17 protein-coding genes are annotated in these 26,304 nt (G+C 49.1%); 10 read left to right on the forward strand and 7 right to left on the reverse strand.

Going from position 1 to position 26,304, the window contains the following annotated elements; translation table 11 throughout:
* Window positions 1–4: 4 nt before the first annotated feature.
* The 5 genes from ACWXW9_RS19595 to ACWXW9_RS19615 all read left to right on the forward strand — a co-directional run bounded on the left by ACWXW9_RS19595 (window position 5) and on the right by ACWXW9_RS19615 (window position 9,632).
* Window positions 5–1,462 carry a glycoside hydrolase family 32 protein gene (locus tag ACWXW9_RS19595; protein WP_494930773.1) on the forward strand — a complete coding sequence of 486 codons (1,458 nt, stop codon included), beginning with the start codon at window positions 5–7 and terminating at the stop codon, window positions 1,460–1,462.
* A gap of 89 nt (window positions 1,463–1,551) precedes the next feature.
* Entirely contained in the window at window positions 1,552–4,827 is a 3,276-nt protein-coding gene (locus ACWXW9_RS19600) for a glycoside hydrolase family 32 protein (protein ID WP_494930774.1), read from the forward strand.
* 237 nt (window positions 4,828–5,064) lie between these two features.
* Window positions 5,065–6,801, forward strand: coding sequence for an ABC transporter ATP-binding protein (locus tag ACWXW9_RS19605; protein ID WP_494930844.1), 1,737 nt, complete (start codon window positions 5,065–5,067; stop codon window positions 6,799–6,801).
* Window positions 6,782–8,650, forward strand: a complete 1,869-nt coding sequence (locus ACWXW9_RS19610) for an ABC transporter ATP-binding protein (RefSeq protein ID WP_494930775.1) — start codon at window positions 6,782–6,784, stop codon at window positions 8,648–8,650. Before ACWXW9_RS19605 ends, ACWXW9_RS19610 begins: the two co-directional genes overlap by 20 nt.
* A 325-nt stretch (window positions 8,651–8,975) precedes the next feature.
* Window positions 8,976–9,632 (forward strand): DJ-1/PfpI family protein, encoded by a 657-nt coding sequence (locus tag ACWXW9_RS19615; RefSeq protein ID WP_404520420.1) that lies wholly within the window; start codon window positions 8,976–8,978, stop codon window positions 9,630–9,632.
* Window positions 9,633–9,757: 125 nt separating this feature from the next.
* Here ACWXW9_RS19615 and ACWXW9_RS19620 read toward each other — a convergent pair whose 3' ends face one another.
* Together ACWXW9_RS19620 and ACWXW9_RS19625 are read right to left on the reverse strand one after the other, a co-directional pair.
* Window positions 9,758–11,059, reverse strand: coding sequence for a dicarboxylate/amino acid:cation symporter (locus ACWXW9_RS19620; RefSeq protein WP_494930776.1), 1,302 nt, complete (start codon window positions 11,057–11,059; stop codon window positions 9,758–9,760).
* Window positions 11,060–11,173: 114 nt separating this feature from the next.
* Window positions 11,174–12,208, reverse strand: coding sequence for a DctP family TRAP transporter solute-binding subunit (locus tag ACWXW9_RS19625; RefSeq protein ID WP_494930777.1), 1,035 nt, complete (start codon window positions 12,206–12,208; stop codon window positions 11,174–11,176).
* Window positions 12,209–12,295: 87 nt separating this feature from the next.
* Here ACWXW9_RS19625 and ACWXW9_RS19630 point away from each other — a divergent pair, with 87 nt between their 5' ends.
* The 4 genes from ACWXW9_RS19630 to ACWXW9_RS19645 all read left to right on the forward strand — a co-directional run bounded on the left by ACWXW9_RS19630 (window position 12,296) and on the right by ACWXW9_RS19645 (window position 17,209).
* On the forward strand, window positions 12,296–13,900 hold the full coding sequence (locus ACWXW9_RS19630) for an ATP-binding protein (RefSeq protein WP_494930778.1): 1,605 nt from the start codon (window positions 12,296–12,298) through the stop codon (window positions 13,898–13,900).
* Complete coding sequence (locus tag ACWXW9_RS19635; protein WP_494930779.1) at window positions 13,893–14,648, forward strand: response regulator; 756 nt, start codon at window positions 13,893–13,895, stop codon at window positions 14,646–14,648. Before ACWXW9_RS19630 ends, ACWXW9_RS19635 begins: the two co-directional genes overlap by 8 nt.
* 135 nt (window positions 14,649–14,783) lie before the next feature.
* Entirely contained in the window at window positions 14,784–16,187 is a 1,404-nt protein-coding gene (locus tag ACWXW9_RS19640) for an NAD-dependent malic enzyme (RefSeq protein WP_494930780.1), read from the forward strand.
* A gap of 110 nt (window positions 16,188–16,297) precedes the next feature.
* Window positions 16,298–17,209 (forward strand): AraC family transcriptional regulator, encoded by a 912-nt coding sequence (locus tag ACWXW9_RS19645; protein ID WP_494930781.1) that lies wholly within the window; start codon window positions 16,298–16,300, stop codon window positions 17,207–17,209.
* Between the two features lie 441 nt (window positions 17,210–17,650).
* Here the strand turns inward: ACWXW9_RS19645 and ACWXW9_RS19650 are convergent, their stop codons facing one another.
* From ACWXW9_RS19650 to ACWXW9_RS19670, 5 genes are all read right to left on the reverse strand, one after another.
* The gene (locus ACWXW9_RS19650) at window positions 17,651–19,051 is read right to left on the reverse strand and encodes a sugar porter family MFS transporter (RefSeq protein WP_494930782.1); all 1,401 of its coding nucleotides are present in this window, start codon (window positions 19,049–19,051) and stop codon (window positions 17,651–17,653) included.
* Window positions 19,052–19,278: 227 nt separating this feature from the next.
* Window positions 19,279–20,607, reverse strand: a complete 1,329-nt coding sequence (locus ACWXW9_RS19655; protein WP_494930783.1) for an AraC family transcriptional regulator — start codon at window positions 20,605–20,607, stop codon at window positions 19,279–19,281.
* Window positions 20,582–22,027: a sensor histidine kinase gene (locus ACWXW9_RS19660; protein ID WP_494930784.1), complete on the reverse strand. Its 1,446-nt coding sequence runs from the start codon at window positions 22,025–22,027 to the stop codon at window positions 20,582–20,584. Before ACWXW9_RS19660 ends, ACWXW9_RS19655 begins: the two co-directional genes overlap by 26 nt.
* Window positions 22,024–23,022, reverse strand: a complete 999-nt coding sequence (locus ACWXW9_RS19665) for a substrate-binding domain-containing protein (protein ID WP_494930785.1) — start codon at window positions 23,020–23,022, stop codon at window positions 22,024–22,026. Before ACWXW9_RS19665 ends, ACWXW9_RS19660 begins: the two co-directional genes overlap by 4 nt.
* Window positions 23,023–23,447: 425 nt before the next feature.
* The gene (locus tag ACWXW9_RS19670) at window positions 23,448–24,293 is read right to left on the reverse strand and encodes a Cof-type HAD-IIB family hydrolase (protein WP_494930786.1); all 846 of its coding nucleotides are present in this window, start codon (window positions 24,291–24,293) and stop codon (window positions 23,448–23,450) included.
* Between the two features lie 183 nt (window positions 24,294–24,476).
* Here ACWXW9_RS19670 and ACWXW9_RS19675 point away from each other — a divergent pair, with 183 nt between their 5' ends.
* A complete protein-coding gene (locus ACWXW9_RS19675) occupies window positions 24,477–25,991 on the forward strand; it encodes an alpha-glucosidase/alpha-galactosidase (RefSeq protein ID WP_494930787.1) in 1,515 nt (504 codons plus the stop codon).
* The last annotated feature ends 313 nt before the right edge of the window (window positions 25,992–26,304 follow it).

Consider the following 26,304-nt stretch of genomic DNA (forward strand, 5'->3'; position numbering starts at 1 on the left):
GTACATGAACGTGATTAGACAAGATGAATACCGCCCATCCTATCACTTTTCACCGAAAAGCGGATGGCTGAATGATCCGAACGGAATGGTTTATTTTGAAGGACGTTATCATTTGTTTTATCAGCATCACCCATTTGGCACAACATGGGGACCTATGCATTGGGGGCACGCGGTCAGCACTGATTTGGTGACCTGGGAGGAGCAGCCGATTGCTTTGGGGCCGGATGAGCAAGGGATGATTTTTTCGGGAAGCGCCGTGGTGGATGAGCAGGATACATCTGGATTTTTTGGAGGCAAACCGGGTTTGGTAGCTATTTTCACTCATCATGGTTCGCTTCCAGACACGGATCAGATACGGCAGTCCCAGAGCCTTGCCTATAGTACCGATTCAGGTAAGAGCTGGATTAAATACACGGGCAACCCGGTGTTGGAGGATGAGCATTGCATTGATTTTCGGGACCCCAAAGTGTTTTGGCATAAGCCTACAGAGCAGTGGGTGATGGTGCTGGCTTGTGGGCAGACGGTTCGAATCTATCATTCTCCTAATTTGAAGGAATGGGCCTTTGCCAGTGAATTTGGGCATGGCATAGGTAGCCATGACGCAGTGTGGGAATGCCCGGATTTATTTGCGCTTTATGTTGATGGAGAGTCAACACGGGTGAAGTGGGTCATGCTCGTAAGTATTGGCGATACTCCAGAGATTCGAGAAGGATCTAGAACACAGTATTTTACAGGTGAATTTGATGGGACGACATTTGTGGCGGATAGGGATAGCGAAAAGGTTCGCTGGCTCGACCATGGCAGAGATAACTACGCAGGTGTGTGCTGGTCGGATATCCCAGTGGAGGACGGACGGCGCCTGTTTATTGGATGGATGAGTAACTGGAGATATGCCAACCTGACACCAACTGAACGCTGGAGAGGGGCCATGTCCATTCCGAGAGAACTCGCGCTGGAAACGAGAAGCGGCAAAGTTGTACTTATTCAGCGTCCTGTTCGGGAGCTGGAAGGATTGAGGACTCCTGTCCTATCCCTGAAAGAGCCATCGTTGGCTGAAATTCAGGCCGCATTTTCGGACTTGCGGCTGGACTGCTACGAAATTGTAGCTGAAGTTGCGACTGACAGAGACTTTGGTTTCAAAGTGCGAGTATCAGACGAACAGGAGACGCTCGTCGGCTATGCTTCCGAAACACAGGAAGTATATGTAGACCGGACAAGGTCAGGCTGTTCGGATTTTCATGAGGACTTTGCGGGAAGACACGCAGTTCCGCTGGATGCGGTAGAAAACCGATTGCACCTTCATATCTATGTGGATCGTTCGTCCATTGAAGTGTTTTTTAACCACGGGCAGGTGGTAATTACCGATTTAATATTTCCTGATGCAACATCGGAGGGTCTTGAAATATTCACAGCGGATGAGCAGATTACGTTGTTTTCGCTGGAGCTTTATGCGCTGAAATGAGATTTTCTTCATGACCTATACAGTGATTTCCCTGTTGTTTTGTAGTGGAAGCGCAGTGTTAATCCGTACTGGAAGGCAGGAGGTTGGGAATGGAGATGGAGTTGGCAAACACGCGAACGAACCTGACCGGCTGGCAGATTAAAGGACAGGGGCACATAGAAGATAACATCCAGGGACTTTTGCTGAGGTCGGAGCCGCAGGAAAATGTGATGGCTATGTCCGGAACAACGTCTCGGGATTTTACTTTTGAGGCGGATGTGATGGTCACTGACACACAGGCGGATGCTACGCTAGTATTCCGTTCCAGTGAGGACGGGTGGTCTTCCTATATGCTCCAGATCGTACCAGCTGCCGGATTGTTGCGGCTGCGGGATGCTGCCGGGGATATTGGAAAACTGAAAGAGGAACGTCAGGTAGATTTAAAAAAGGGAGATATTTATCATCTCAAGGTGAGCGTGGAAGGATCTCATCTTAAAGTGTACTGGGATGATGACTATAGTCCGATCATGGATGTGGTCGATACGACGTATATATCAGGATATTTGGGACTGAATGTTTGGAATGGGTCGGCGTTATTTCAGAACATTCAGGTCAGTGATATGGATACCAATGTAAGTGAGCCGCTTCTGATCCGTGGAAAATGGCACCCTGACCTGAAAGGACAGAGGGCTGAGGGAACAAGTGCAGAAGGTGCTTTGAAAATATATGGCTCCGCAGCTATAGACCTGGTGCTGGAAGGCAGCATAACGCTGACTCCTTCCGAACCAGGGATGGAGGCTGGACTGTTTTTCAGAGGGAATCAGGAGGGAACGGAGGGATATGTTGCTTCTGTGCAAGGTGAGGGGAATCAGGTCCGCGTACAACTGAAGAAGGCAGACGGAACGTTGATTACAAGTTCGGCGCAGACGTATCCGGGTACCTCGGGCGGTAAACACAGTTTGGAGATCAACGCACATGGAGATCGGATTCGTGTGTTGATAGATGGCTATACTCCCGCAGCGATTGATATTGTGGATAGTAGCTATTCTGGTGGTTTTACAGGCATGAAGGTAACTGGGGGGACTGCTTATTTTCAGGATATCTACCTCACACCGGAACCGGATTACTATACAGAGAAATACCGTCCCCAGTATCATTATTCTCCGCTTAGAGGTTCGGCAAGCGATCCAAATGGATTGGTTTATTTTGAAGGAGAGTATCACCTGTTCCATCAGGATGGAGGACAATGGGCACATGCGGTCAGCCCTGATTTATTAGATTGGAAAAGACTTCCGTTTGCATTGGAGTGGAATGATCTTGGCCATATCTGGTCAGGCTCGGCAGTAGCAGATCTAACCAATGCCTCCGAGTTATTCAGCGATTATGGCGGAAAAGGACTGATCGCTTATTATACTTCCTTCAATCCTGATCAGCCCAGGGGAAACCAGAGGATTGGCCTTGCCTACAGCACGGACCGGGGGCGTACATGGCAATACCCGAAAGACCGTCCCATTGTGATAGAGAATCCGGGTAAAAGTGAAGACGACCCCGGCAACTGGGATTTTCGTGATCCGAAAGTGGTTTGGGACGAAACCTATCAACGCTGGATCATGGTGGTGTCGGGAGGCGATCATATCCGTTTTTTTACCTCCACGAATCTGATCAATTGGGGATGGACGGATAATTTCGGCTACGGTGATTATATACATGGTGGGGTATGGGAATGCCCGGATCTATTCCGGCTTCCGGTAGAAGATGACTATGAAGATAATCATGAAAGTAACTCTAAATGGGTGCTCATGATTAGCACAGGAGCCAACGCGAACACTCAGGGTTCGGATGCTGAATATTTTATCGGTCAGCTGACGCCTGATGGCAAATTTCAGAATGAACTTTCGCTGGGAAAGGTGTTAAAAACCGATTGGGGTAAAGAATTCTATGCCTCCATGTCCTTCTCGAATGTACCCGATGGGCGGCGCATCATGCTGGCATGGATGACAAATTGGGACTATCCGTTCAGCTTTCCGACCTCTCCCTGGAAGGGGCAGTTTACCATTCCAAGAGAGCTGTCGCTAAAAAATACCCGTGAGGGTATTCGTCTCGTGCAGCATCCCGTGTCTGAGCTAACTTTGCTGCGCTCTACTTTATTTTCGCTGGAGAATCACAGTGTTACAGAATCATCTCTGAATATACTGGAAGGCTTGAAGGCAGGTGCTTATGAAATGGAAGCAGAGTTCGAACTGCCTTCCGTTGGAGCCGCTATGGAATTGGGGTTTCACCTGCGGAGCGGCGGGGATCAAAGAACAGTGGTCGGCTATAGTACAGAATTGCAGCAGATATTCGTGAATCGCACTGATTCAGGGCTTACTGATTTCTCCAGTCTGTTTTCAACGCTTCATGAAGCGCCACTTGCACCCAGAGGCAACCGTATCCGAATGAGGATATTCGTGGACGAATCCTCAGTTGAGGTGTTTGGGAATGACGGAGAAGTCGTATTTTCAGAGATTATTTTGCCCGATTCGGCGCGAAGAGGGATGAGCTTTTACACCCAAGGTGGTGAGGTCAAAGTCGTTTCACTCCATGTTTATGCACTACGGAATAGCTGGAGGCTTCCAGATGCTTCGTTCGCCAGAGTGATCATGGATCACACTTATGTGGAGCTTGCGGGGGAGCAGTCGAAGCGTCTGTACGCGAGTGTGGAGAATGAGCTTGGGGAAAAAGAAATCTTGCTGATTTGGGCCTCCAGTAATCCTGGAATTGTAAAGATCACCGCGTCTGAGGATGGAAGTGCGCTAATGGAAGCGGTTGTCCCGGGAGAAGTTGTTATTACGGCTTCCGATTCGGAGGATAAGGTGCGCGGCAGTACCTTGGTTAAGGTGCACGGCGGTGTGTTTCATACCAATCTTACAGGTTGGAAGCCGGATGTTTCCGCATCGCAGTGGATCGTGACAACGGATGGATTGCGTGGAAGCCATATCAGCGATGCGAATTACATGGCTAGTGAGCAAGCGAAAGATTTCATCTATGAGGCAGATGCGAAGCTGTCTGAACATGGAAGTGCTGGTTCCATGCTCTTTCGTGCCAGTGCAGACGGATCGAGTGGCTATTACCTGAACTTGGACCCGAATATGAAATCCATTCGTCTGTTCTATAAAAAAGAGGGTCGATTTGAGGAGCAACAGGTGCTTGCCAAGGTGCCAAGATTCGTTCTGCCGGGAGCGATTTATCATATTAAAATTCTGGCGGAGGGATCACGCATTCGTATAGAAATAGAGGATGAACAGGTGATCGACCTGGAGGACGGTACGTTTGCCAAGGGGCATTTTGGCGTGAATGTATTTGGAGGGCAGGCTTTTTACCAAAATGTAAGGGCCGAGGAAATTTGAATTTCTTTTTTTCGAAGGAGAGCCGTATTTACGGACTCTCTTTTTTTGCATATTTTTAATTGTAGTAGCAGGAATCTTTAATTTATTAGTTAGAAGGAGGGCGTTCAGAAGGGTATAATAAAATATAGTGCTGTATAAAGTGTGTATATATTGTAATAGGGCAGGTTAAATACATATGACGATCACACGCTGATCTGGAAGGACGGCTGTCAAGCAATTGGAGGAATGCTTGTGGGGATGATGTTCTCTTTTCTAAAAAAATATCGGGTTCCGGCCATCGCGGCCCTCGTGATGATGATGCTGGAGCTGACGGTGGAATTGTCGCAACCGTATCTGATCTCCAAAATTATTGATGAGGGCATCCGGCAGCAGGATTTGTCCGTCGTCTGGTTATGGGGCGGTGTGCTGGTGGGAAGCGCCGTTATTGCTTTTATAGCGGGGATTTCCAGTTCTTTTTTTGCTTCTCATGCCAGTCAGGGCTTTGGTTATGATTTGCGGGAGAAGCTGTATCATAAGGTACAATCCTTTTCCTATCCGGTGTTTAAACGTTTTGCTACCTCATCGCTGATTACGCGTTTGACGGGGGACGTTACACAGGTGCAGGATACGGTGTTTATGAGCTTGCGGTTTATGACACGAGTGCCGCTGGTGGTGATTGGCAGCATCGTGATGGCGCTGGTCGTGCATTTCAGACTTGGACTATTGCTGGCGGTTATGGCCCCGGTGCTTTTCGTGTTTGTGCTGGTGATGATGCGGCGAACCGTCACTTTGTTTAAGGGCGTCCAGCGTCGTTTGGATGACGTTAACGGGGTGATTCAGGAGAACCTGACAGGTATCCGGCTCATTCGGGTTTTTGTGCGGATGCGGCATGAAATCGAGCGTTTTGCCTACTATGGGGGCGAATTGATGAAAGGGACGGTTTCCGCTTTGCGCTGGACAGAAACGACGATGCCGTTCATTTTGTTTACGATGAATGCAGGGATTATCGCCGTGCTTTGGTTCGGACGGGGTCAGATTGCGACAGGGGATGCCAGTGTGGGACAGGTGGTCGCTGTCGTCAATTATTCATTGCGGACGATTGGAGCCTTATCTGCCTTGTCGGGGATTGTTGTTGTGTTTTCCCGGGCGACCGCTTCCACAGCGCGGATTCGTGAGGTATTAGAAACACATAATGAAGACCACAGAGAACGGGAGTCTATTCCGATACATAACACGCGAATTGAGGGAAAGGTGGAACTGGATCGGGTGAGCTTTCATTATCCGGGCAGCGATCTCGCGGTGCTAAAGGATATTTCCTTTATGGCTCGACCGGGTGAGCGTATCGCTATTATGGGGGCCACTGGGTCGGGTAAATCCTCACTTGTGCAGCTCATTACGCGCTTGTATGAAGAAGATGAGGGCCATGTGCGTTTTGACGGCCAGGACGCGCTGGAACTGGACGCTTCCATACTGCGTGAGGCCATTGGGTATGTGCCGCAGGAGGTGCTGCTGTTCACAGGCTCGATTCGGGAAAATATCGCTTGGGGGCTAGAGAATGCCAGTCTGGAGCAGATTCAGGAAGCGGCTCGTATGGCGCAAATTCACGATATGATTGAGCGCTTGCCGCAAGGCTATGACACGATGCTGGGTCAGCGCGGCGTCAATCTGTCCGGTGGACAGAAGCAGCGGCTATCTATTGCCCGCGCGCTGGTGCGCCATCCGGCGGTGCTTATTTTGGATGATAGCACCAGTGCGCTGGATGTGCGGACAGAAGCGGCTTTGCTGGAGGCGCTGGAAGGCTTGTCCTGCACGACATTTCTCATTACGCAGAAGATCAGCTCGACCGCATCGGCAAATCAGATTTTACTGCTGGATGAAGGCCGTCTGATCGCGAGTGGAAGTCATGAGCATTTAATGGACAGTTCAGAGCTGTATCGACGCATCTATGAATCACAATACGGTGAGGAGGAGTCGCATGTTCAAGGAACTCATTGATCCGTTCCGTCAGCCTACACCGCCGTCCGGTGTGCTGAGGAACCCGGCAGGAGCAGAGGGACGCCGCAAGGCCAAGGCCAAGAACTGGTCCGGCACGCTGGGCAGGATATGGGAGTATTTGGCCCGCCGCAAGGCCAAGCTGATGCTGGTGCTGTTCATGGTACTGCTCAGTTCAGTACTGGCTCTGCTGGGTCCGTATTTGGTCGGCGTTGCAGTGGACGATTTTCTGGAAGGTCCGGGCGGACGCACGTGGATTTATTTTCTCATTGGGCTGGGGGCTGTGTACTTGCTTAATTCGCTGACCTCCTGGCTGCAAAATATCTGGATGATCGAAATCGCCCAAGAGACCGTGTACCGGATGCGTTTCGACCTGTTTTCACATTTGCATCGGCTACCAATTCCTTTCTACGGCAAACGTCAGCAGGGAGAGATCATGAGTCGACTGACGAATGATATCGAAAATGTCAGCTCTACACTGAATAGCTCGGCCATTCAGATTTTTTCGAGCATATTGACGCTGGTGGGTACACTCGCAGTCATGCTGTGGTTAAGCCCGCTGATGACACTGCTGACCTTTATCGTGGTGCCGCTCATGGCAGTCGGGATGCGCTGGATTACGCGCCGCACGGGTCCATTATACAAGGAACGGCAGAAGAACTTGGGCGAACTGAACGGATACATCGAGGAAACGTTATCCGGGCAGCAGATTATCAAAGCATTTTCGCAGGAAAAGAGGGTTATTCGCGGCTTTGGCGAACGTAATGACCGTATCCGTCTGTCGGGCTTCTGGGCACAAACGATTTCCGGTTTTATTCCAAAGCTGATGAACGGGCTGAATAATCTCAGCTTTGCCATGGTAGCGGGGATCGGCGGAATTTTGGCGATTCACGGCTCGATTACCATAGGTACGATTATCGTATTCGTAGAGTATGCCCGCCAGTTCACCAGACCGCTGAACGATCTGGCTAACCAGTGGAACACACTGCTGTCCGCTATTGCCGGAGCTGAGCGTGTATTCGAAATATTGGATGAGGATGAAGAGTCCAAGGACGAGCACGGCGCGGTAGAGCTGGAGCATGTCGAGGGGGCTGTGCGGTTTACCGATGTTTCCTTCGGCTATGATGAGGAGAGTGCTACGCTGAAAGGCATCTCTTTTGAAGCCAAGCCGGGTGAGATGATCGCACTGGTTGGTCCGACCGGGGCTGGAAAAACAACGCTGATCCAGTTGATATCCCGTTTTTACAGTCCCGACGAGGGAATGATCACGTTAGATGGACGAGACATTACCACCATACAGCGTGAAAGCTTGCGCTCCCGCATGGCGTTTGTGCTACAGGATTCCTTTCTGTTCCAAGGAACAATCCGCGAAAATATCCGCTTCGGCAGACTGGATGCCACCGATGAAGAGATAGAGGAAGCATCGAAGCTGGCGAACGCCCACTCCTTTATCATGCGGATGAAGGACGGATACGATAAGGTGCTGGAGGCTAATGGCAGCGGCATCAGTAAAGGGCAAAAGCAGCTGCTGGCTATCGCTCGCGCTATTTTGGCCAACCCTTCGATTCTCGTACTCGACGAGGCAACCAGCAGCATCGACACGATTACCGAGATGAAAATACAAGAAGGACTGGAACGGCTTATGCAGGGGCGAACAAGCTTTGTCATCGCGCATCGGCTGAATACCATTCGTCAGGCTGACCGGATTCTGGTCTTGAAGGATGGCCATCTGGAGGAGCAGGGTTCTCATGATGAGCTGCTGACCCATAAAGGCTTTTACAGCGATATATATTATGGTCAGTTGAAAAAGCTGGATAAACAGATTTGCAGGCGTGATGTTGAAGCTTTATGATGATAAAAAAGGGCTACCCCGGGGTAGCCCTTTTTAAGTAAGCCTCTTTTACAGGTACGTACTATTAAAGGTTTGCATGGGCATTTGTCAATCCATATTTGTGACAAGAGGTGTTTGAAATTAAGGTACCTCGGATCGAGGGCAGAGGGTTATACACTGATAAGGCGTATTATTACTTCAAAAGGTCATTGTTCTGGTTGTGGGCGATATCGTCCATGAAGAAAGCCGAGCAGTGTTTTCACAACATTTTATATACCCATACCCCGTATAGGTATGTTAGTATTGGTGTGTAAGAATAGAATCCCACTTCAAAGGAGAGATCATCATGAAAATCGCAATCATGCTTTTCGATGGAATCACTGCATTAGATGCAATTGGTCCATACGATGTATTTGCTGCTACACTGAAATGTGAAGTGAAGTTTGTTGCTAGGAAAAAAGGGTTAATCAAGCTGGACTCAAATATGGGTTATTTGCATGCCGATTACAGTTTTTCTGAAGTTACTTCAGCTGATATTCTTGTAGTTCCAGGTTGTAGTCCGCCAAATTATAAAACTCCAATGAATGACGAAGAAACGTTAAATTGGATTCGCCAAATACATGAAACTACGAAATGGACCACGTCGGTTTGTAACGGCTCTCTGATTTTGAGCGCTGCAGGCTTGTTAAATGGAACCGTAGCCACCAGTCATTGGGGATCCTTAGACCTGCTCCAATCTCTTGGAACCATTCCAACAGATGAGAGAGTAGTTCGTCAGGGCAAAATCGTTACAGCAGCCGGTGTCTCCTCTGGTATTGATATGGCCCTCCAACTAATAGCATGGGAATTGGGAGAAGATATGAGTAAAGGAGTCCAATTGATTTTGGAATACGATCCTCAGCCTCCGTTTGACACGGGCTCACCAAAGAAAGCGCCTGCTTTATTAGTAGAACAAATAAGAGGTATGTTACAAGAGTTTGCAAAACGGGAGCCCAATGTGTAAATCAAGAAGGAGCGGTATAATGAAACCACATTTTATCCCTTCCTCTGTTAAAACCTTGTCCCGTTGAAACGTAAAAAAGAGCCGTAAACCGGCTCTATCATAAAGCATGCATTAACTATAATTAACTATACGGATTTAGTAATCGGGCTGTGTAAAGGGCTAGTTTCAAGCTCAGCCGATGCTGAAGCCATCTCCGCCTGTCTGTCGGGATGAAATTCCTTTTCCGATTTGGCGACGATGACAGTAGCGACCCCGTTACCGATCAGATTGGTGATGGCGCGTGCTTCTGACATAAAGCGGTCAACGCCAAGCAGCAGCGCCATCCCGGCCAGCGGGATCGAAGGGAATGCCGCCAACGTGGCTGCCAGTGTAATAAAACCGGAACCAGTGACGCCTGCGGCTCCCTTCGAGGTCAGCATGAGAATACCGAGCAGTGTCAACTGCTGCCATATGGTCATGTCGACGCCGGAGGCCTGAGCCACGAATATGGCGGCCATGGACAAATAGATCGCCGTACCATCCAGGTTAAACGAATAGCCCGTTGGAATGACCAGGCCAACCACCGATTTGGAACAGCCGTATTTCTCCATTTTGTCCATCATACGTGGCAGGGCAGACTCGGAGGATGAAGTACCGAGTACAAGTAAAATTTCTTCTTTGATATAAGCGATAAACTTGAAAATGCTGAACCCGTACATGCGAGCAATCAGACCGAGCACAATGATAACGAATAAGGCCATAGTCAGGTAAACGGAACCCATCAGCTTACCCAGAGAGGTTAACGACCCAATGCCGAATTTACCAATGGTGTATGACATGGCACCAAATGCGGCGATTGGGGACAATTTCATGACCATATTGACGATGCCAAAGAAGGCGTGCGACAACTTGTCGAACAGGACAATGACGGGTTTGGCTTGCTCCCCCATGGCCGTCAGTGACAGCCCGAAGAGGATGGCAAAGAACAGGATAGGCAGCAATTCTCCGCCTGCCATAGCGCTCACTACATTTTCAGGAATAATGCCGACGATGAAATCAACTACCCCGTGACTTGTTTCCGCTGCTTTTTGAGCATATTGAGATACGTCTCCAGTTGCTTTGCTCACATCAATGCCAGCTCCCGGTCTTACCAGGTTAACAACGATTAGCCCAATCGCCAGCGCAATCGTGGTAACGATTTCAAAATAGAGAAGGGCCTTTCCGCCGATGCGACCGACCTTCTTCATGTCCCCCATGCTGGCAATCCCGTGTACAACTGTAAAAAATACAATGGGTGCGATGACCATCTTAATGAGCTTGATAAAGGCGTCTCCGAGTATTTTGAGCTTTTCGCCTGTTGCAGGAAAAAAGTGACCTAAAAGAATACCCAGCACAATAGCGATAACGACCTGAACCGTCAAGTTTTTAAAATTAATTCTCAGTTTCATAGGGATACGCTCTCGCTTTCTTTTGGTTTTTGAAAACGCTTTATTTTTGTATCCCCAGTGTAAAAGCTGCGTTCTTGGCAAACAAGAATACGGTCATAACGTTCTTTTTGGTCTTTATGGTCCTTGAATCATATCCATCAGGTCCGACCCGATGATGGGAGTGAACTCCTGATAGAGCCCGCGCAGTTTTTCCCTCCAAAGCTTACGCTCACCCTCGGACAGGTGGGTAATTTTAATGTCTCCGGTCTGCTGCAACTGGCGAAGGCGATTCGCATTTTCGTCTGTTTCCCGTTTGTTCCAACGCGTCGTTTCCTCAAGTGCCTCCTGCAGCACCAGCTTAGCGTCACTTGGGAGGCGATCCCAATAGGATTTGTTAAATACGACGGCATAACCCAGATAGCTGTGGTTGCTGATGGTCATATAGCGTTGCACTTGGTAAAACCGTTTGGTAAGAATATTGGATATTGTGTTCTCCTGCCCGTCTGCCGTGCCCGTCTCCAGACTGTGATATATTTCATTAAAAGGAGTGCTGATGGTCGATGCACCCAACGCTTCAAACTGACGGTTCAACACCTGGCTTGGCTGGATACGGAATTTCAAGCCTGTAAAGTCTGCGGGCTGTCTAATGGGATGGGCATTGTTAGTGATTTGTCGAAAGCCGTTCGACCAGAAGGCGACGCCTTTCATTCCATAGGGTTCAAGTGTTTGCGATAACCGCTTGCCCAATTCTCCGTTCAGTGCCTGATCGACTTCAGCCTGATTCTCAAAGGCAAACGGAAGATCCATCACTAGCCAGGCCGAATCAATCGCATTCAAATTGGAAAACGAAGGAGCTATCATCTGGATTTCTCCTCGTTGAAGTGCAGCAACTTCTGTGGTTTCTGAATAGCGCATTCCATTGGGAATCACTTGAATCTCAATCCGATCGTTGGATTTTTCTTTAACCCGCTGTGCAAAATAAGCGGCGGCCAGCCCTTTGGGCGAGTTTTCGGCTACTACATGGCTAAATTTGATCACGATACGATCTTTAAGACCGGTAAATTCATTATCATAAGGGAGCTCTTCACCAAAATTTTTTTGAAAACCGATTACATAAGCTGTTAGGATACCCAGTACGAGCAAAACACCAAATCCAGCAGCTCTTTTCACAAAGTAACCTCCCATCTGTTGCTATTTTAGACCCATTATTCCACAATGATATTCAAAGGTAAACGGTTTAAAGGGAAGGTGAAGAGGATGAACAGACTTCGCATATATTGGAAAATAATGATACTTTCATTTGGAGTCGTTCTTTTTTCTCTTTTGATTGGCGGTCTTTTTCTGTTCGGCAGCGCCACCCGGCTCAAGGAAGAAGAACTCAAACAGCGGCTTGCGATTACAGCTCAGACGGTTGCGAACCTGCCGGATGTAGTGGAAAGAATAGACGACCCGAATGCTTCTGCCGTGATTGCACCTATGGCGGACAAAATTCGGATATTAAACGATGCGGCTTATATCGTCGTGCTCGATATGAACCGCAAACGGTTGTCTCATCCTCTTTCGGAGCGAATCGGCGGAACGTTTCAGGCTCAGGATGATGATGCCGCATTTGCTGAACATACGTATGTCTCCAAAGTGCGCAGCGAGGCGGGCATCGGCTTGCGTTCCTTTGTGCCGATTATGAATGCTTCCTCGGAGCAGGTGGGCGTCGTCGTGGCGGGCGGCCTGCTGCCAAGCGTGACGGAGATTATCCGTCAGGAGAAACAATCTATCGTTATGACTTCGTTGCTGTCGCTGATGTTTGGTGTGATTGGCTCCGCATTGCTGGCCCGTCATATTAAGCTCCAGATGTTCAACCTGGAGCCGCAGGAGATTGCGAGAATGTTTCGTGAGCGAAGCGCAGCCTTTCAGGCGATGCACGAGGGCGTTATTGCCATAGACCGCAACTGCATCATTACGATTTTCAACGAACGAGCCAAACAAATTTTCGATGTGCACCGTGATGTAGCGGGATTGCCGATCCGTGAGGTCATCCCGGATACCCGTTTGCCGGAAGTGCTGGAATCGGGGGTTGCAATACTAAGCCAGGAGCTCAAAATTGGCGGAACGATTATTTGGAGCAACCGAATTCCCATTCGTGAACAGGGAGTTACTATGGGGGCAATCTCCATATTTCAGGACAAGACCGAGGTGACCAGAATGGCCGAGGAGCTCACAGGTGTCAAAGAGTTTGTTCATGCGCTTCGTGCACAAAATCATGAGCATATGAACAAGATGCATACCGTCGCCGGCTTGCTCCAGCTTGGGCAGCAGAACGAGGCGTTGAGCTATCTGTTTGAGGTGACCGAGCAACAGGAGGAGATCACGCGCTTCCTTCAACGGAATTTTGATGATGACGGAGTTGCAGGACTGCTATTGGGTAAAATTAGCCGTGGTAAAGAGCTCGGGATTGATATCAGGATTGATCCTGCCAGCAAAATGAGTCATTTTCCCCGGCTGATTGACCGCCATGATTTCGTTCTGTTACTCGGAAATTTAATTGAGAATGCCTTTGATGCACTGGCGGATACAGAAGCCGGCTCCAAAGAGATTTATGTCAGCATCCAGCAGGATGACGAATATATGTCCATATTGGTCGAAGATAATGGCTGTGGAATGTCGGAGACAACGAAGAAACGCATGCTTGAACGTGGATTTACGACCAAGGACGGAGAAGGCCGCGGCATGGGGCTGCATTTACTAAGCGGGATTGTCACCAAGGGGGACGGCCGCCTGACATGCGAATCTTCACTTGGCTTGGGAACTTCGATAGAGATTCTATTTCCGTTGAGGGAGAGAGGGGGAAGGAGCGACGATGAGTAAACCTATAAAATCACTTTTTCGTGTGCTGCTGGTCGAGGATGATCCGATGGTACAAGAGGTGAATCGGCTGTTTATCGAACAGGTTGACGGGTTTCAGGTCGTAGGTCTGGCCTCCAACGGGCTTCGGGGGCTGGAACTGATCGAGGAGCTACAGCCTGATCTGATTTTTCTTGACGTATTCATGCCGTCGCTGGATGGGATTACGACTTTGCAGCGCATCCGTTCCCTGGCATTGCCTGTAGATGTAGTTGTCGTGACCGCCGCGAAGGATACGGAGACGATCCGCGAAATGATGCGAAACGGAGCATTCGATTATATCATTAAACCTTTTAAGGTAGAGCGTATCCACCATACGCTGGAGTGTTACCGGGTGCAGCAGGCTGGATTATGGGCGAAGGAAGTGGGAACACAGGAAGAGCTGGATCTCATTATACAAAAAGGAGAAGCTGCTAAGGATGCGGTAATCCCGGCTCCAGTATACGAGGAATGGGCAATGTTTTACGATGAGCTGCCCAAGGGCTTGAATGCTGCTACCTTGAAGCAGGTACTTGCGGTCATGGAGCAGCATGGCGGCAAGCTGTCTGCGGAAGAAACCGCGGAGGGAGTAGGGATTGCCCGTGTAACGGCAAGAAGATACCTGGATTATCTGGAGAAAAGAGGGATCGTGCGCCTGGTTGTGCATTACGGCGGGGTCGGTCGTCCCGTTAATCGGTATGAGCTGCTGCGTGACCAAAATGACCATAAGTAACAATATGGACAAAAGCTTCCCAACACTTTTATGAAAGCGGTAACATGTAAAGACAGGGGAACCTGGACACAAACAATACACGTGTCTGCCTTTGTGCCGCACACGTGCTATGAATAGAATAGGAGCGGATGTATCGTGGCCTTTAATAGTCTGATTCTTCGATTGGAGCTCGTTCACTCCAAAGTAAACTTCGGTGAGGTCGCATCAACCATCAGCCGAGCAGGGGGAGACATTACTTCCATTGATGTTATTCGTCCCGGACAGGATTCGTCTGTTCGGGACATCACCGTCCATGTGGCTGAAATAGCAGAGGCTCCGCTCATCGAATCACTCAAGTCGTTAGCAGGCATTCAGCTGATTAACGTTTCTGACCGCACGTTTCTCGCGCACCTAGGGGGTAAAATATCCGTACAGCCTAATTTGCCGATCAAAAATCGGGATGATCTGTCGCGGGTGTATACTCCAGGGGTGGCCCGGGTGTGCACATCCATTCATGAGAATCCTAAAAAAGCGTACTCTCTCACCATCAAACGAAATACGGTCGCGGTTGTAACTGATGGTACCGCAGTGCTGGGGCTTGGCGATATTGGCCCGCATGCGGCTGCACCTGTGATGGAAGGCAAAGCGATGCTGTTCAAACAGCTTGCCGGAGTCGATGCATTTCCCATTTGTCTGGATACAAAGGATACGGAGGAAATCATTCGCACGATTAAGGCGATCAGCCCAATTTTTGGGGGGATTAATTTAGAGGACATCAGTTCTCCGCGCTGCTTCGAGGTCGAAACCCGCCTGGCGGAAGAATTGGATATTCCCGTCTTTCACGATGATCAGCACGGAACGGCTGTGGTTGTGATTGCCGGGCTGCTGAATGCGCTGAAGGTGGTTGGGAAGCGAATCGAAAATGTGCGGATCGTTGTAAACGGAATAGGGGCCGCAGGCGTGTCGATATGCAAAATGCTGCTCGCCGCTGGGGTGAGCCGACTTGTTCCGGTAGATCGGGATGGAGCCATTGTGCGAGGTGGAACCTATCCCTACCCTATGTGGCAGTGGCTGGCGGATCAGCCGCAAGTAGAGGCCCAGTCAGGCACCCTACAGGAAGTCATCCGGGATGCGGATGTGTTCATCGGAGTATCACGCGGCAATTTGCTGAATGTCTCAGATGTAAAGGCTATGGCGATGGACAGTATTGTTTTTGCCATGGCTAATCCACAGCCGGAGATTGCTCCTGAGCAAGCTATTCCGCATGTTCGTGTATTTGCCACGGGTCGCAGCGACTATCCCAACCAAATCAATAATGTGCTTGTGTTTCCGGGCATCTTCAGAGGGGCACTCGATTGCCGGGCGCGTCACATCAACGAGCCGATGAAATTAGCTGCCGCCCGAGCCATCGCTTCTGTCGTAAGTGAACGGGAATTAAACGAGCAATACATTATTCCGAGCATATTCAACGAACAGGTCGTTACCGAGGTGAGGAAGTCGGTGATTGAAGCGGCTATTGTCACAGGAACGGCCCGGCGCATTCCACCGGATTTCAGATAGTCCGTTGAAGCAAAATAGAATAACATGGCTCTGTCTGTTAAACTGTGAAAATAGAGCGGTTGCAGGATACGTTGCCGTGTTAGCCTTATCTATTTTGCGGAGGTGCGGGGATGAACGGAAGTTTGTTTGAGCAACGGTTACGGGACGGGGACTATATTCCCCGTTTTTTTGCGTACTATTACAAGCAATGGCACGATTACACCATGCCGTACCATGATCATAACTCCACAGAAATCATGTACATGATTTCCGGCTTTTGCAGGGTGGATGTACAAACGGGAGGAAATGCGGAAGAAAGCATCACGCTGCGTAAAGGCGAGTTTATTATGCTCGACGCGGGTGTGTCGCACCGACTGGTCGTAGAAGGTGAGCAACCGTGCCGGATGCTGAATGTGGAGTTCGGTTTTACGGAGGGGGTGCAAGTAGGTCCGTCTATCCGACAAATGGCAGGGGAAGAGCATGAGGTCACAGCCTTCATGTCGCGTCCATTCCCTTATCTGGTGCTGTCTGACCCGGAAGAGGTGTATTATACGCTGAAAAGCCTCGTGCTGGAGCTGGATCAGCGAAAAAAGCATCCGGGCGCAATGGCTGAGCTGCTGTTTATGCAATTACTCGTGCGGATTGCGCGTTTACGTGAGGAAATGGAACGCAGTAACACGCAGCAAACGGATGTCTACATTAAACGTTGCATCGAATTTCTCCATCTTAACTATGATCGGGAAATTCTGGTCAAGGATATGGCAGCCGCGGTGAATCTGCATCCGGGGTACTTGCACCGCATTTTCAAAAAGCATACCGGACAAACACTCACCGCCTATTTGACGATGCTGCGGATGGACAAGGCTCGAATGCTGCTTCAGCAAACGGACATTCCCATTCATGAAATTGCCGATTATGTAGGCGTGGGCAGCAGGCAGTATTTTCATATGCTGTTCAAAAAGCACACAGGCAAGACGCCTGTCGAATACCGCTCTGCCGTGGAACGCCATGTGTGGAACTATGCGGAGGAGGAAGGGGGCTGAATATATAGGAAGTTTTATGATTTATTCATATTCTTGTGGAGCTTGCCTGGTCGAAAAGGTGGGCTTTTTTTGATTTCGAAAATAGGCATATTAACTTTATTTCTATGAAAATGAAGACGTGTTTTCACAAGTATGGATGCCTACTTTAAGTAAAAAGAATCTAAATGATAGTTTTTTTATGCATGAGATGAGAATAGGTCTTATATCTTGTTTGTCTTATAATAGTTATAAATTTACAATAAGAAAGACAGTTCGTATGATATTTATCAAAAACAGCCCATTCATTATTTCAAATAATTTAAGGAGAAGCGGGCAGGTAAATTACAAATAAGAATAAGAAGCCTCTGAACCATTGCCGATTTTAAGTCGGTATGACTTCAGAGGTCTTGTGTTTTAAAGCATTTTCACATATGTCCGGGCTTCTTGAGAGCTAAAGTTAGGTCATTTCCCGAGCCACATATTTTCCATCTGTTCAAGTGATCTTCCCTTGGTTTCAGGAACCTTGCGCCATATAAAGACTACGACGAACAACGAGATGGCTCCGAATGTCCAAAAGGTATTGGACGGACCGACTGAACTCAGCAGAGGAGGGAATGCCTGGGACACCAGATAATCGCCGGCCCATAATGCCATCGAAGCGATGGCGACCGCTTTGCCGCGAATGCGGTTCGGAAAGATCTCCGAGATCATAACCCATACGATCGGCCCAAGTGATATAGCGTAGGAGGCCACGTAAATCAAAATCATAATGAGCACAAGCGGTCCGGTGGTCAAATTCATTTTGAATACGGTTCCGATAATGACCAGACAGAGGGTCATCAACGAGGTGCCGATCATCAGCAGGACTTTTCGTCCTGCTTTGTCGATCAGCCAGACGGATACGATGGTAAACAGCACATTGATCAACCCGATCCAGATGGTCTGGGTCAAAGAGGCGTCCGTACCGAGTCCCATTCCTTTAAAGATAATCGGCGCGTAATATAAAATGGCATTGATGCCGGTAATATGCTGCATAATGGCGAGCATGACACCGATAAAGAGAGCGACCCTAATACCGGGAGCGAACAATTGTTTAAATGAGTCGTTCTCATTTTTGAAGGAGTCCTTGATATCAAGCACTTCCTGTTTAGCGGCTTCTTCACCGTGAATTTTCAGCAGAATCGGCAGCGCTTCATAAGGTCGATTCTGTTTAATAAGCCATCTCGGGCTTTCGGGTATGAAGAGCATCAAGAGCATAAAGATCAGTCCCGGAACGGCTCCCACTCCGAACATCCAGCGCCAGGCTGTTGAGACACCCCAGGCTTCATCCCCCAGGCTGACGATCCAAGAATTCTGAAAATAAACCAGGAAAATGCCCGTTACGATCGCCAACTGATTTAAAGCAACCAAACGGCCACGGTATTTGGCGGGAGCGATCTCCGCGTTGTACACCGGACAAATGGTGGAAGTGATTCCTATGCCGACGCCGCCGATCATGCGAAAGATAACATACCCGGTGAACGTATCTTGAAGCGCAGAGCAGATCGAGCCGACGACGAATAAAAATCCGGCGGCCAGCAATACCTTTTTTCTGCCGATCCTTTCACTCATGTAGCCGGAGAGAGCCGCTCCTGTGACACTCCCGACAATCAGACTCGACACCGCCCAACCAACCTGAAATTCGCTCAGCGAAAAACGCTGCTGTAGGAATTCGACTGCTCCCGAAACAACCGCGATATCAAAACCGAACAGGATGCCTCCAAGCGCAGCTACGATGGATACCAGCGTCACAAAAAGCATATTGGGTTTTTCTGATTGAAGCGCTTTCTGTTGAGCGCTTTCATTATTGATGATTACTGCCATATTATCATCTCCCCTCCAGATTCCTGGAACCTCATTCCGTTCTTCGAGGAGAAGTATAACATGCGCTTATAAAAGAAAGGCCGGTTATCGTCTTCAATAAACGGACCTTTTCATGCACGATTTTGGCTTTGATTCCCGAATTGGAGACGGAGGGGGTAAACCTAGCATTACCTTGTCATTCGAGCTTAAAAAAATCCATGCCGATGGTCGGCATGGATGAATCTCTACTATTTTTGGCCTTTGAACTCAGTGGGAGGAACGCCCGTTATCTTCTTAAAGACGCGGCTAAAATAGTTTGGGTCCTTATAACCCACTTCAAAGCTGATTTCTTTAAGAGCGAGGTTGCCGGCCTTAATCAGAGAAATGGCTTTATCAATCCGCAGCCGGGTTACGAAGTCGATGAACGTTTCTCCGTATTCCTGTTTGAAAATTTTGCTGAAATAGTGGGGATTCAAATGGACGAAATCAGCTACTTCTTCCAGCGAAAGATCATCGTTGAATCGTTCCTCGATATACATTTTCGCCCTGCCCAGCATAGTCAGTGTTTGAACCTCCCGCTGTTCGCGTATCCGTTGCAGTGCTGACATGACGTACGTCTGCTGAAGTATTCCTTTCTCCGCTTTGACGGCAAGCAAACCAGCCTCTGACGACTTCAGTTCGTCAAAGTGGCAGTAACCCTCATTCCGGTTGCGTAGGGTGGAGGCAAAAACGGCTTCGAAATAGGACTTACGAAGTCCTTCCTCGCCGCTATGCAGCGATCCGATTCCAATGGCTGTCTTTATGCCAAGTTGCTGCCGGGCAAGCTCGGAGAGCTGCTGGACAAGGTGTTTAACCAACTGCCGCCAACTGTTTTCGCTGGTGGCAGGCGGCTTTCGTAAAAAAGTGGCTACATGATGGTCGATCAAGGAGCTTACAATGGAATTCGGGCCATGCGTTTTTACATAGCTTCGGAAATGATCGTAAATTTTCTTTTTATCCTGCTCGTCTGTATATCCGTCAAAGGCGGCAATGATGGCGCTTCCCTGATCAAGGGGAAAGTCCAGCCATTCCGACAGCTGGGAAGCGCTCGAATCCACCGTCTGGTTGACCATAAGCATTAAAGCCAGCTCATTTTCTGCGAGCGGCATCAGCTGCGAGATTTTGTGCCTAAGCTCCAATTCCTCCATACGTGCCCGCTTCTCGCGCTCAATTTCTTCAATCAGTCGTTTCAGTGTACCGATGACTAACTCTCGCTTCGCCGGCTTCAGAATATATTCTTTTACGCCCAAAGAGAGCGCCTCCCGGGCATAGGCAAAATAATCATAGGCGGTGACGAGCACGAATCGGGTATCGGGAAGCCGCTCCTTTAATTCACGAAGCGCTTCGAGTCCGTCAATTCCGGGCATATTGATATCCAGAATGGTAATATGGGGACGGTGCTCTTCCGCGCATTCAATCGCCATGCGGCCGTTGCCGGCATGAATAAACCGGAATACCCCCGGCATCGCCCGTTCCACTGTCAATTCCAGTCCTTCCCTCTCCAAGGCCTCGTCATCCGCGATCAACAACCGATACATCAGTCCGCTCACTCTCCTTCTTAACTGGAATTCGTATTGTTATGGCAGTACCTTGTCCGGTATTGCTGCTGATTTCAACCATTCCTTCCTTTCCGTAAAACAACTGCAGCCGCTTAAACACGTTTTGCATTCCAAGTCCCGTTGAACTGCTGCTTTCGGCTCCGCCTTCAAGACGGAGCACGGACAGTCGGGTTTCCTCTGCCATGCCCTTTCCATTGTCCGAAATTACAATTTGCACATCCTCGCCCGCTCTCGACAGCGTCAACGCGATAATGGCTCCGTTTTCCATATCTGCCACACCATAAAGAAAAGCGTTTTCAATCAACGGCTGGATCGTCAGGGCCGGAATTTGCTGCTGAAGTACGGAAGCGTCAAATTGAAGATCAAAGCGAATTCTGTCCCGGAAGCGCGCCTGCTGGATGGTTACGTATTCGCGGATATGATACAGCTCCTCCTGGAGAGTTACGGGTTTGTCCAGCTTCTGTAGGCTGTACCGCAGCAGATTGGACATCGAAACGATCAGGTCGCTGGTCTTCTCTGCCCCTTCCAGGATCGCCAGCTTGGAGAGCACATTTAGGGTATTGAACAAAAAATGCGGGTTAATTTGATTTTGCAGGGCCAGAAGCTCCAGCTCCTTCACAAGCCGCCGCATTTCCAGACTCTGCTTATCCTTCTCGATGAGGATGCTCAAATCGGTGGACATTTGCGAAATGGCGTCCGACAGTACGCCTAGTTCGTCATCCCGTCGCGGTTGGGGCTCGATATTCAGATCGCCTGTGGCGATTCGCTTCGCCAGTGCGACAAGTCTGCCGACAGGACCGGTAATGCTGCGCGAGACCCAGATTGCAAGCAAAACCCCCATCAGCGCGTTCATGCCGAACAACGCCACTCCCAATCCGTTCATTCGTTCATTCTTGTTCCGGATGTTCTCGATGATCGGCCGGTAATAAGCCAGTTCAGCATCGACCAGTCGCTGTCCCTCCTCGTGGATATAGCTGACGGTTTTCTCCGCTTCAATATAATGTTCAAAAGCCGATTGAGGATCTTGTGCATTGGCGTCCAGAACTGCGGCTTGTTTCTGTTCAAGAAATGTGGCCAACAGATTCACGTAGTCCTCCTCGGCGAATGAAGGGGCGGCCGAGTCGGAGACTTCCTGAATTTTGCCTTTCAACTGCATCAATTGGCGTTCTGTCGGGCCCTGCACAGCCTTATCGTCTCTCGGATTAAGCAGATAGGCGTATAGGAGCTTTAAGTTGCTCTCCGCCGATTCGGAGGTTTGCTCAATGAGCAGAATTCGGCCAAGCATTTCATCGTAGCTCTGTTGTACGACCTTTCCGCTTTGGAATACAAAATAAGCGATGATATTGGCGAACACAACTAGGAGGGGGATGAACAGAAGCAGCTTCGTTCTGATCGTCATCGTCCGTCATCTCCGGCCATGTTGTCGGGAGTGTCCGCATGCACTTCATATACCCTGGTGTATGTTAATTTCTGGGGATCATTCCCCTTTAAATAGTCATTCAGCAGTTTTATGGCCTTAGCCCCCATTTCCACTGGCTGCTGAACAATGGTCAGTTCGATTTTGCAATCTCTGATGGCTTCCAACGTATCGGCCATATCGTCAAAAGCGAAAATCTGCAAGCTCCGCGCTCCGTTCCGCTCCGAGGCTTCCAGAATGCCAGGGCCGTCCAGCGCACTGAATCCGACCATGTAGCGGATCTGCGGATACTGGATGAGCATGTTCTGAGCTTGCTGGGCTGCCTGAAGCCGCGAAATGTCCGAGGAGCGAATCTCCACAATGCGGAGCTCGGGATAGCGGCCGATCACGGAACGAAAGCCGGCAAGCCTGAGCCGCTGGTTCTCGACGCGCTCGTTACTGATCATAACTCCAATGTCGCCACGCTCTCCGGAGGCTTTCGCCAACAGCACGCCCATCCGCTTTCCTGCTCCTTCATTATCCGTTCCGACGTAAGCCAGTCTTCGGGAGTCCGGCTCATCCGTATCGATCGTGATGACGGGTATGCCAAATCCGGCCGCTTTGTCGATTAATCGGCGATACTCCGGATCATTTATCCCTTGAACCAGAATTGCATCCGCCTTGGCGGCGATCGCTTTATCCAGCAGTTTGATCTGCTCGGACGGATTAATGCGGTCCGGCCCGATATAATCGAGCCGCATACCGTACTGTTCCGCTTCCTTTCGGGCTCCTTGTTCGATTGACCGCCAGTAATAATTGTCCAACTCCTGGGATATCAATACCACTTTTGTATCCGAAACTCTGTCTTTTGGCGAAACCGTTTTCAATTGTTCTGCAAATTGGTGAATTTGAAGAGAAGACAGAGTGAACTGAAACAGCAGCCAGGCAAATGGCAGGAAGACGGGGATAAGGATAAATGTCCATTTACGGTTTGACATGTCTTGCTCCTTTGGGAATATTTACAGACTCAACTCATTATACAGCAACAAAAGAACCGCACACAGCTATCGTTGGCATACGCGCGGTTAATGAGGAGGAATGGCATATTGCAATCAAGGTACATCTGAATATGGATGATAATACAAATTTAATCCAAATAAGCCCAGTGGGCCTTCGTAGAGTTGATTTTAAATAGAAAAGCTCTGTATCCTAGGCCAGTAAATCCCGCGCTAAAAGGAAAAACCAAGCCAGAACATGTCAGTGGAGTGGGGATAGAAGGGTTAACTCTTCTCTTGGCTCCCTATTAATTGCTCAGGTACTTTACCAGAGTAGAATTATCATAAAATAGGCCCCTACCAGTAGGCTCAGGACGTTTTTAAGTCCTGAACGGTCGTAGGGGCTTAAGTATAAAAAAACAACCTCACTAAATCAGACCATGCTTCTTAAAGCTATGAAACAGCCCATCTTCATCTACAGCATCCGTGATGTCATCGGCAATGGCTTTGAGGTCCGGCTTGGCATTTCCCATGGCAATTCCTAGCGCACAATATTCAATCATTTCGGCATCGTTCATGCCATCCCCGATTCCAATCGTATCTTCCCTGGATATGCCCAAATGCTGAATAAGCTTCTCAATGGCGACGGCTTTGTGGATACCGGGCACCATTAGCTCGCCGCTGTCTTGCCCGAAAGCAGATACAGTACATTGAATAACCTCAAATTTCCCCGCGAACTCCTTTTTGATCTGTTCAAAAGGGACGTTTTTGTTTTCCAAGAAACACGCTTTGTTCACGTCACTACGATACAGGTTGTCCTCTCCTAGGGTTAGACCAGTTATAAAAGGATGAGGACGTTGTTCCTTTTTCTCTCGGGCTACAGGATCATTGTCTACATCACCATAAATAAGCTGTTCCACATGGGGCAGGAAATTTCTGCTCGCAAACAGTCCCCCGTTCGATTCCAGGTAAAAGTCCAAATCGTGCTCATTAAAGTAATCCACCATATGTTTTACATCTTCATCCGATACTTTGTGGTGATATAGCATTTCACCCTCGATTTCAACAAAGCCCCCGCCAGCTCCGATAATTCCGTCGAAACCCACTTCCATGATGAAATCGTAAATCTCCGCTTTGGAGCGGCCTGTACATAGATAAATGAGATGACCGTTTTTCCTTGCTTCCGTACATGCGATTTTCGCAGATTCGGGGACCATACCATCATCATTGACCAGCGTTCCATCGATATCTAAAAAAATAATCTTTTTGCTCATTCTCAGGCTGCTCCTTGCTTTCAAATATTTTCTTTATGTTACTACATTATGGCCCCCGTTGATATAAAGGTTAGGATTTTTGACACCTAAACACGAATCTGGTCATGATTTTGATAACGCTTCCCTCTGGCAAGTTGCTACAATGACGGTATACTACAATTCTAACGCTGGAGGTTGAATACCGTGTCATTTAAAGTGGCTTTTATTGGAGCGGGGAGCATCGGCTTTACCCGTGGAATTTTACGAGATCTGTTGACGGTGCCGGAATTTAACGAGATTGAAGTGGCTTTTACGGACATTAATCAGCACAATCTGGATATGGTCACTGAGCTATGTCAGCGGGACATTCGGGAGAACGGCTTGTCCATTCAAATACAGTCCTCTACGGACCGAAAAGTGGCTTTGAAGGATGCCAAATATGTGATTTGTACGATCCGGGTTGGGGGGCTGGAAGGCTTTGCGACCGATGTAGACATTCCGCTGAAATACGGCGTGGATCAATGCGTGGGCGATACGCTGTGTGCAGGAGGTATTATGTACGGGCAGCGTGGTATTGCGGAAATGCTGGACATCTGCAAGGATATCCGCGAGCTAAGCGCACCGGATGTGCTGCTGCTGAACTACTCCAACCCGATGGCGATGATCACTTGGGCCTGCAACAAGTACAGCGGCGTACGTACGATTGGGCTGTGTCACGGTGTACAGCATGGACATCACCAAATTGCCGAGGTATACGGCTTGGAGAAGCAGGATGTGGACATTGTGTGTGCCGGAATCAATCACCAGACGTGGTACATTCAGGCTTCACATGAAGGCAAGGATCTGACAGCCGGACTGCTGGAGGCTTTTGAAAAACACCCTGAATATAGCCGCACCGAAAAGGTACGCATCGACATGCTTCGCCGTTTTGGCTATTACAGCACCGAATCGAACGGCCATCTAAGCGAGTATGTTCCCTGGTATCGGAAGCGTCCGGATGAAATTCTCGACTGGATTGATCTGGGAAGCTGGATCAATGGAGAAACGGGAGGCTATCTGCGTGTATGTACGGAAGGACGCAACTGGTTTGAAACAGATTTTCCAAACTGGATGAAGGAAGATCCACTGGAGTACAAGGCAGAGAAACGCGGTGAAGAGCATGGCTCTTACATTATTGAAGGACTGGAAACCGGACGTGTATACCGGGGGCATTTTAATGTCGTCAACAACGGAGTGATTTCCAATCTGCCGGATGATGCGATTATTGAGGCACCCGGATATGTAGATCGTAACGGCATTTCCATGCCTCATGTGGGTGAACTGCCGCTCGGTCCTGCGGCTGTCTGCAATGTCAGCATTTCCGTGCAGCGTTTGGCAGTTGAAGCTGCCGTGCATGGGGACGACAAGCTGTTGCGGCAGGCGTTCATGATGGATCCGCTGGTGGGTGCAGTATGTAATCCGAAGGAAATCTGGCAAATGGTCGATGAAATGCTGGTAGCGCAGGAGGCATGGTTGCCGCAATATGGAGCAGCGATTGTTGAGGCGCGCGAACGTCTGTCTGCTGGCAACCTGATCCCGACTCGCGATTACGAGGGAGCGGCGCGGATCAAGGTCAAGACGGTCGAGGAAATGCAGTTGGACCGGGATGCCGCGAACAAAAATGCTGGTGAGTCGGACAAAGGCAAGGACCGTGAAAAGGTGCAAACTAGCGAAGCCTAAACGTCCAGAGCATTTTTCAATAGTCGTAGTGGTAGAAAGGGTATTTTCAGTGCCGTGATGGCCTGGAAATGCCCTTTTCTGATATGAGCGCTAGGCATAGCCGCCCCTCAGATTTCATATCTTCAGGTTTATGGTTGTCGATTCGGGTCGAAGGAAATTAAAGAATACAGCCTTGTTATTACAAATCTCTTCTCCCCATGTCGATGCCCCAATTCGCCCAAAGGGCTTGCCACAGGGCGGATACTCCTTAAAATAAAGGAACCGGTTCCTGGAAAATATAGCAGTAAAAAAGACCGACAGAGTGGCAATTTAT

Source organism: Paenibacillus sp. LT-B23 (genome assembly GCF_059417685.1).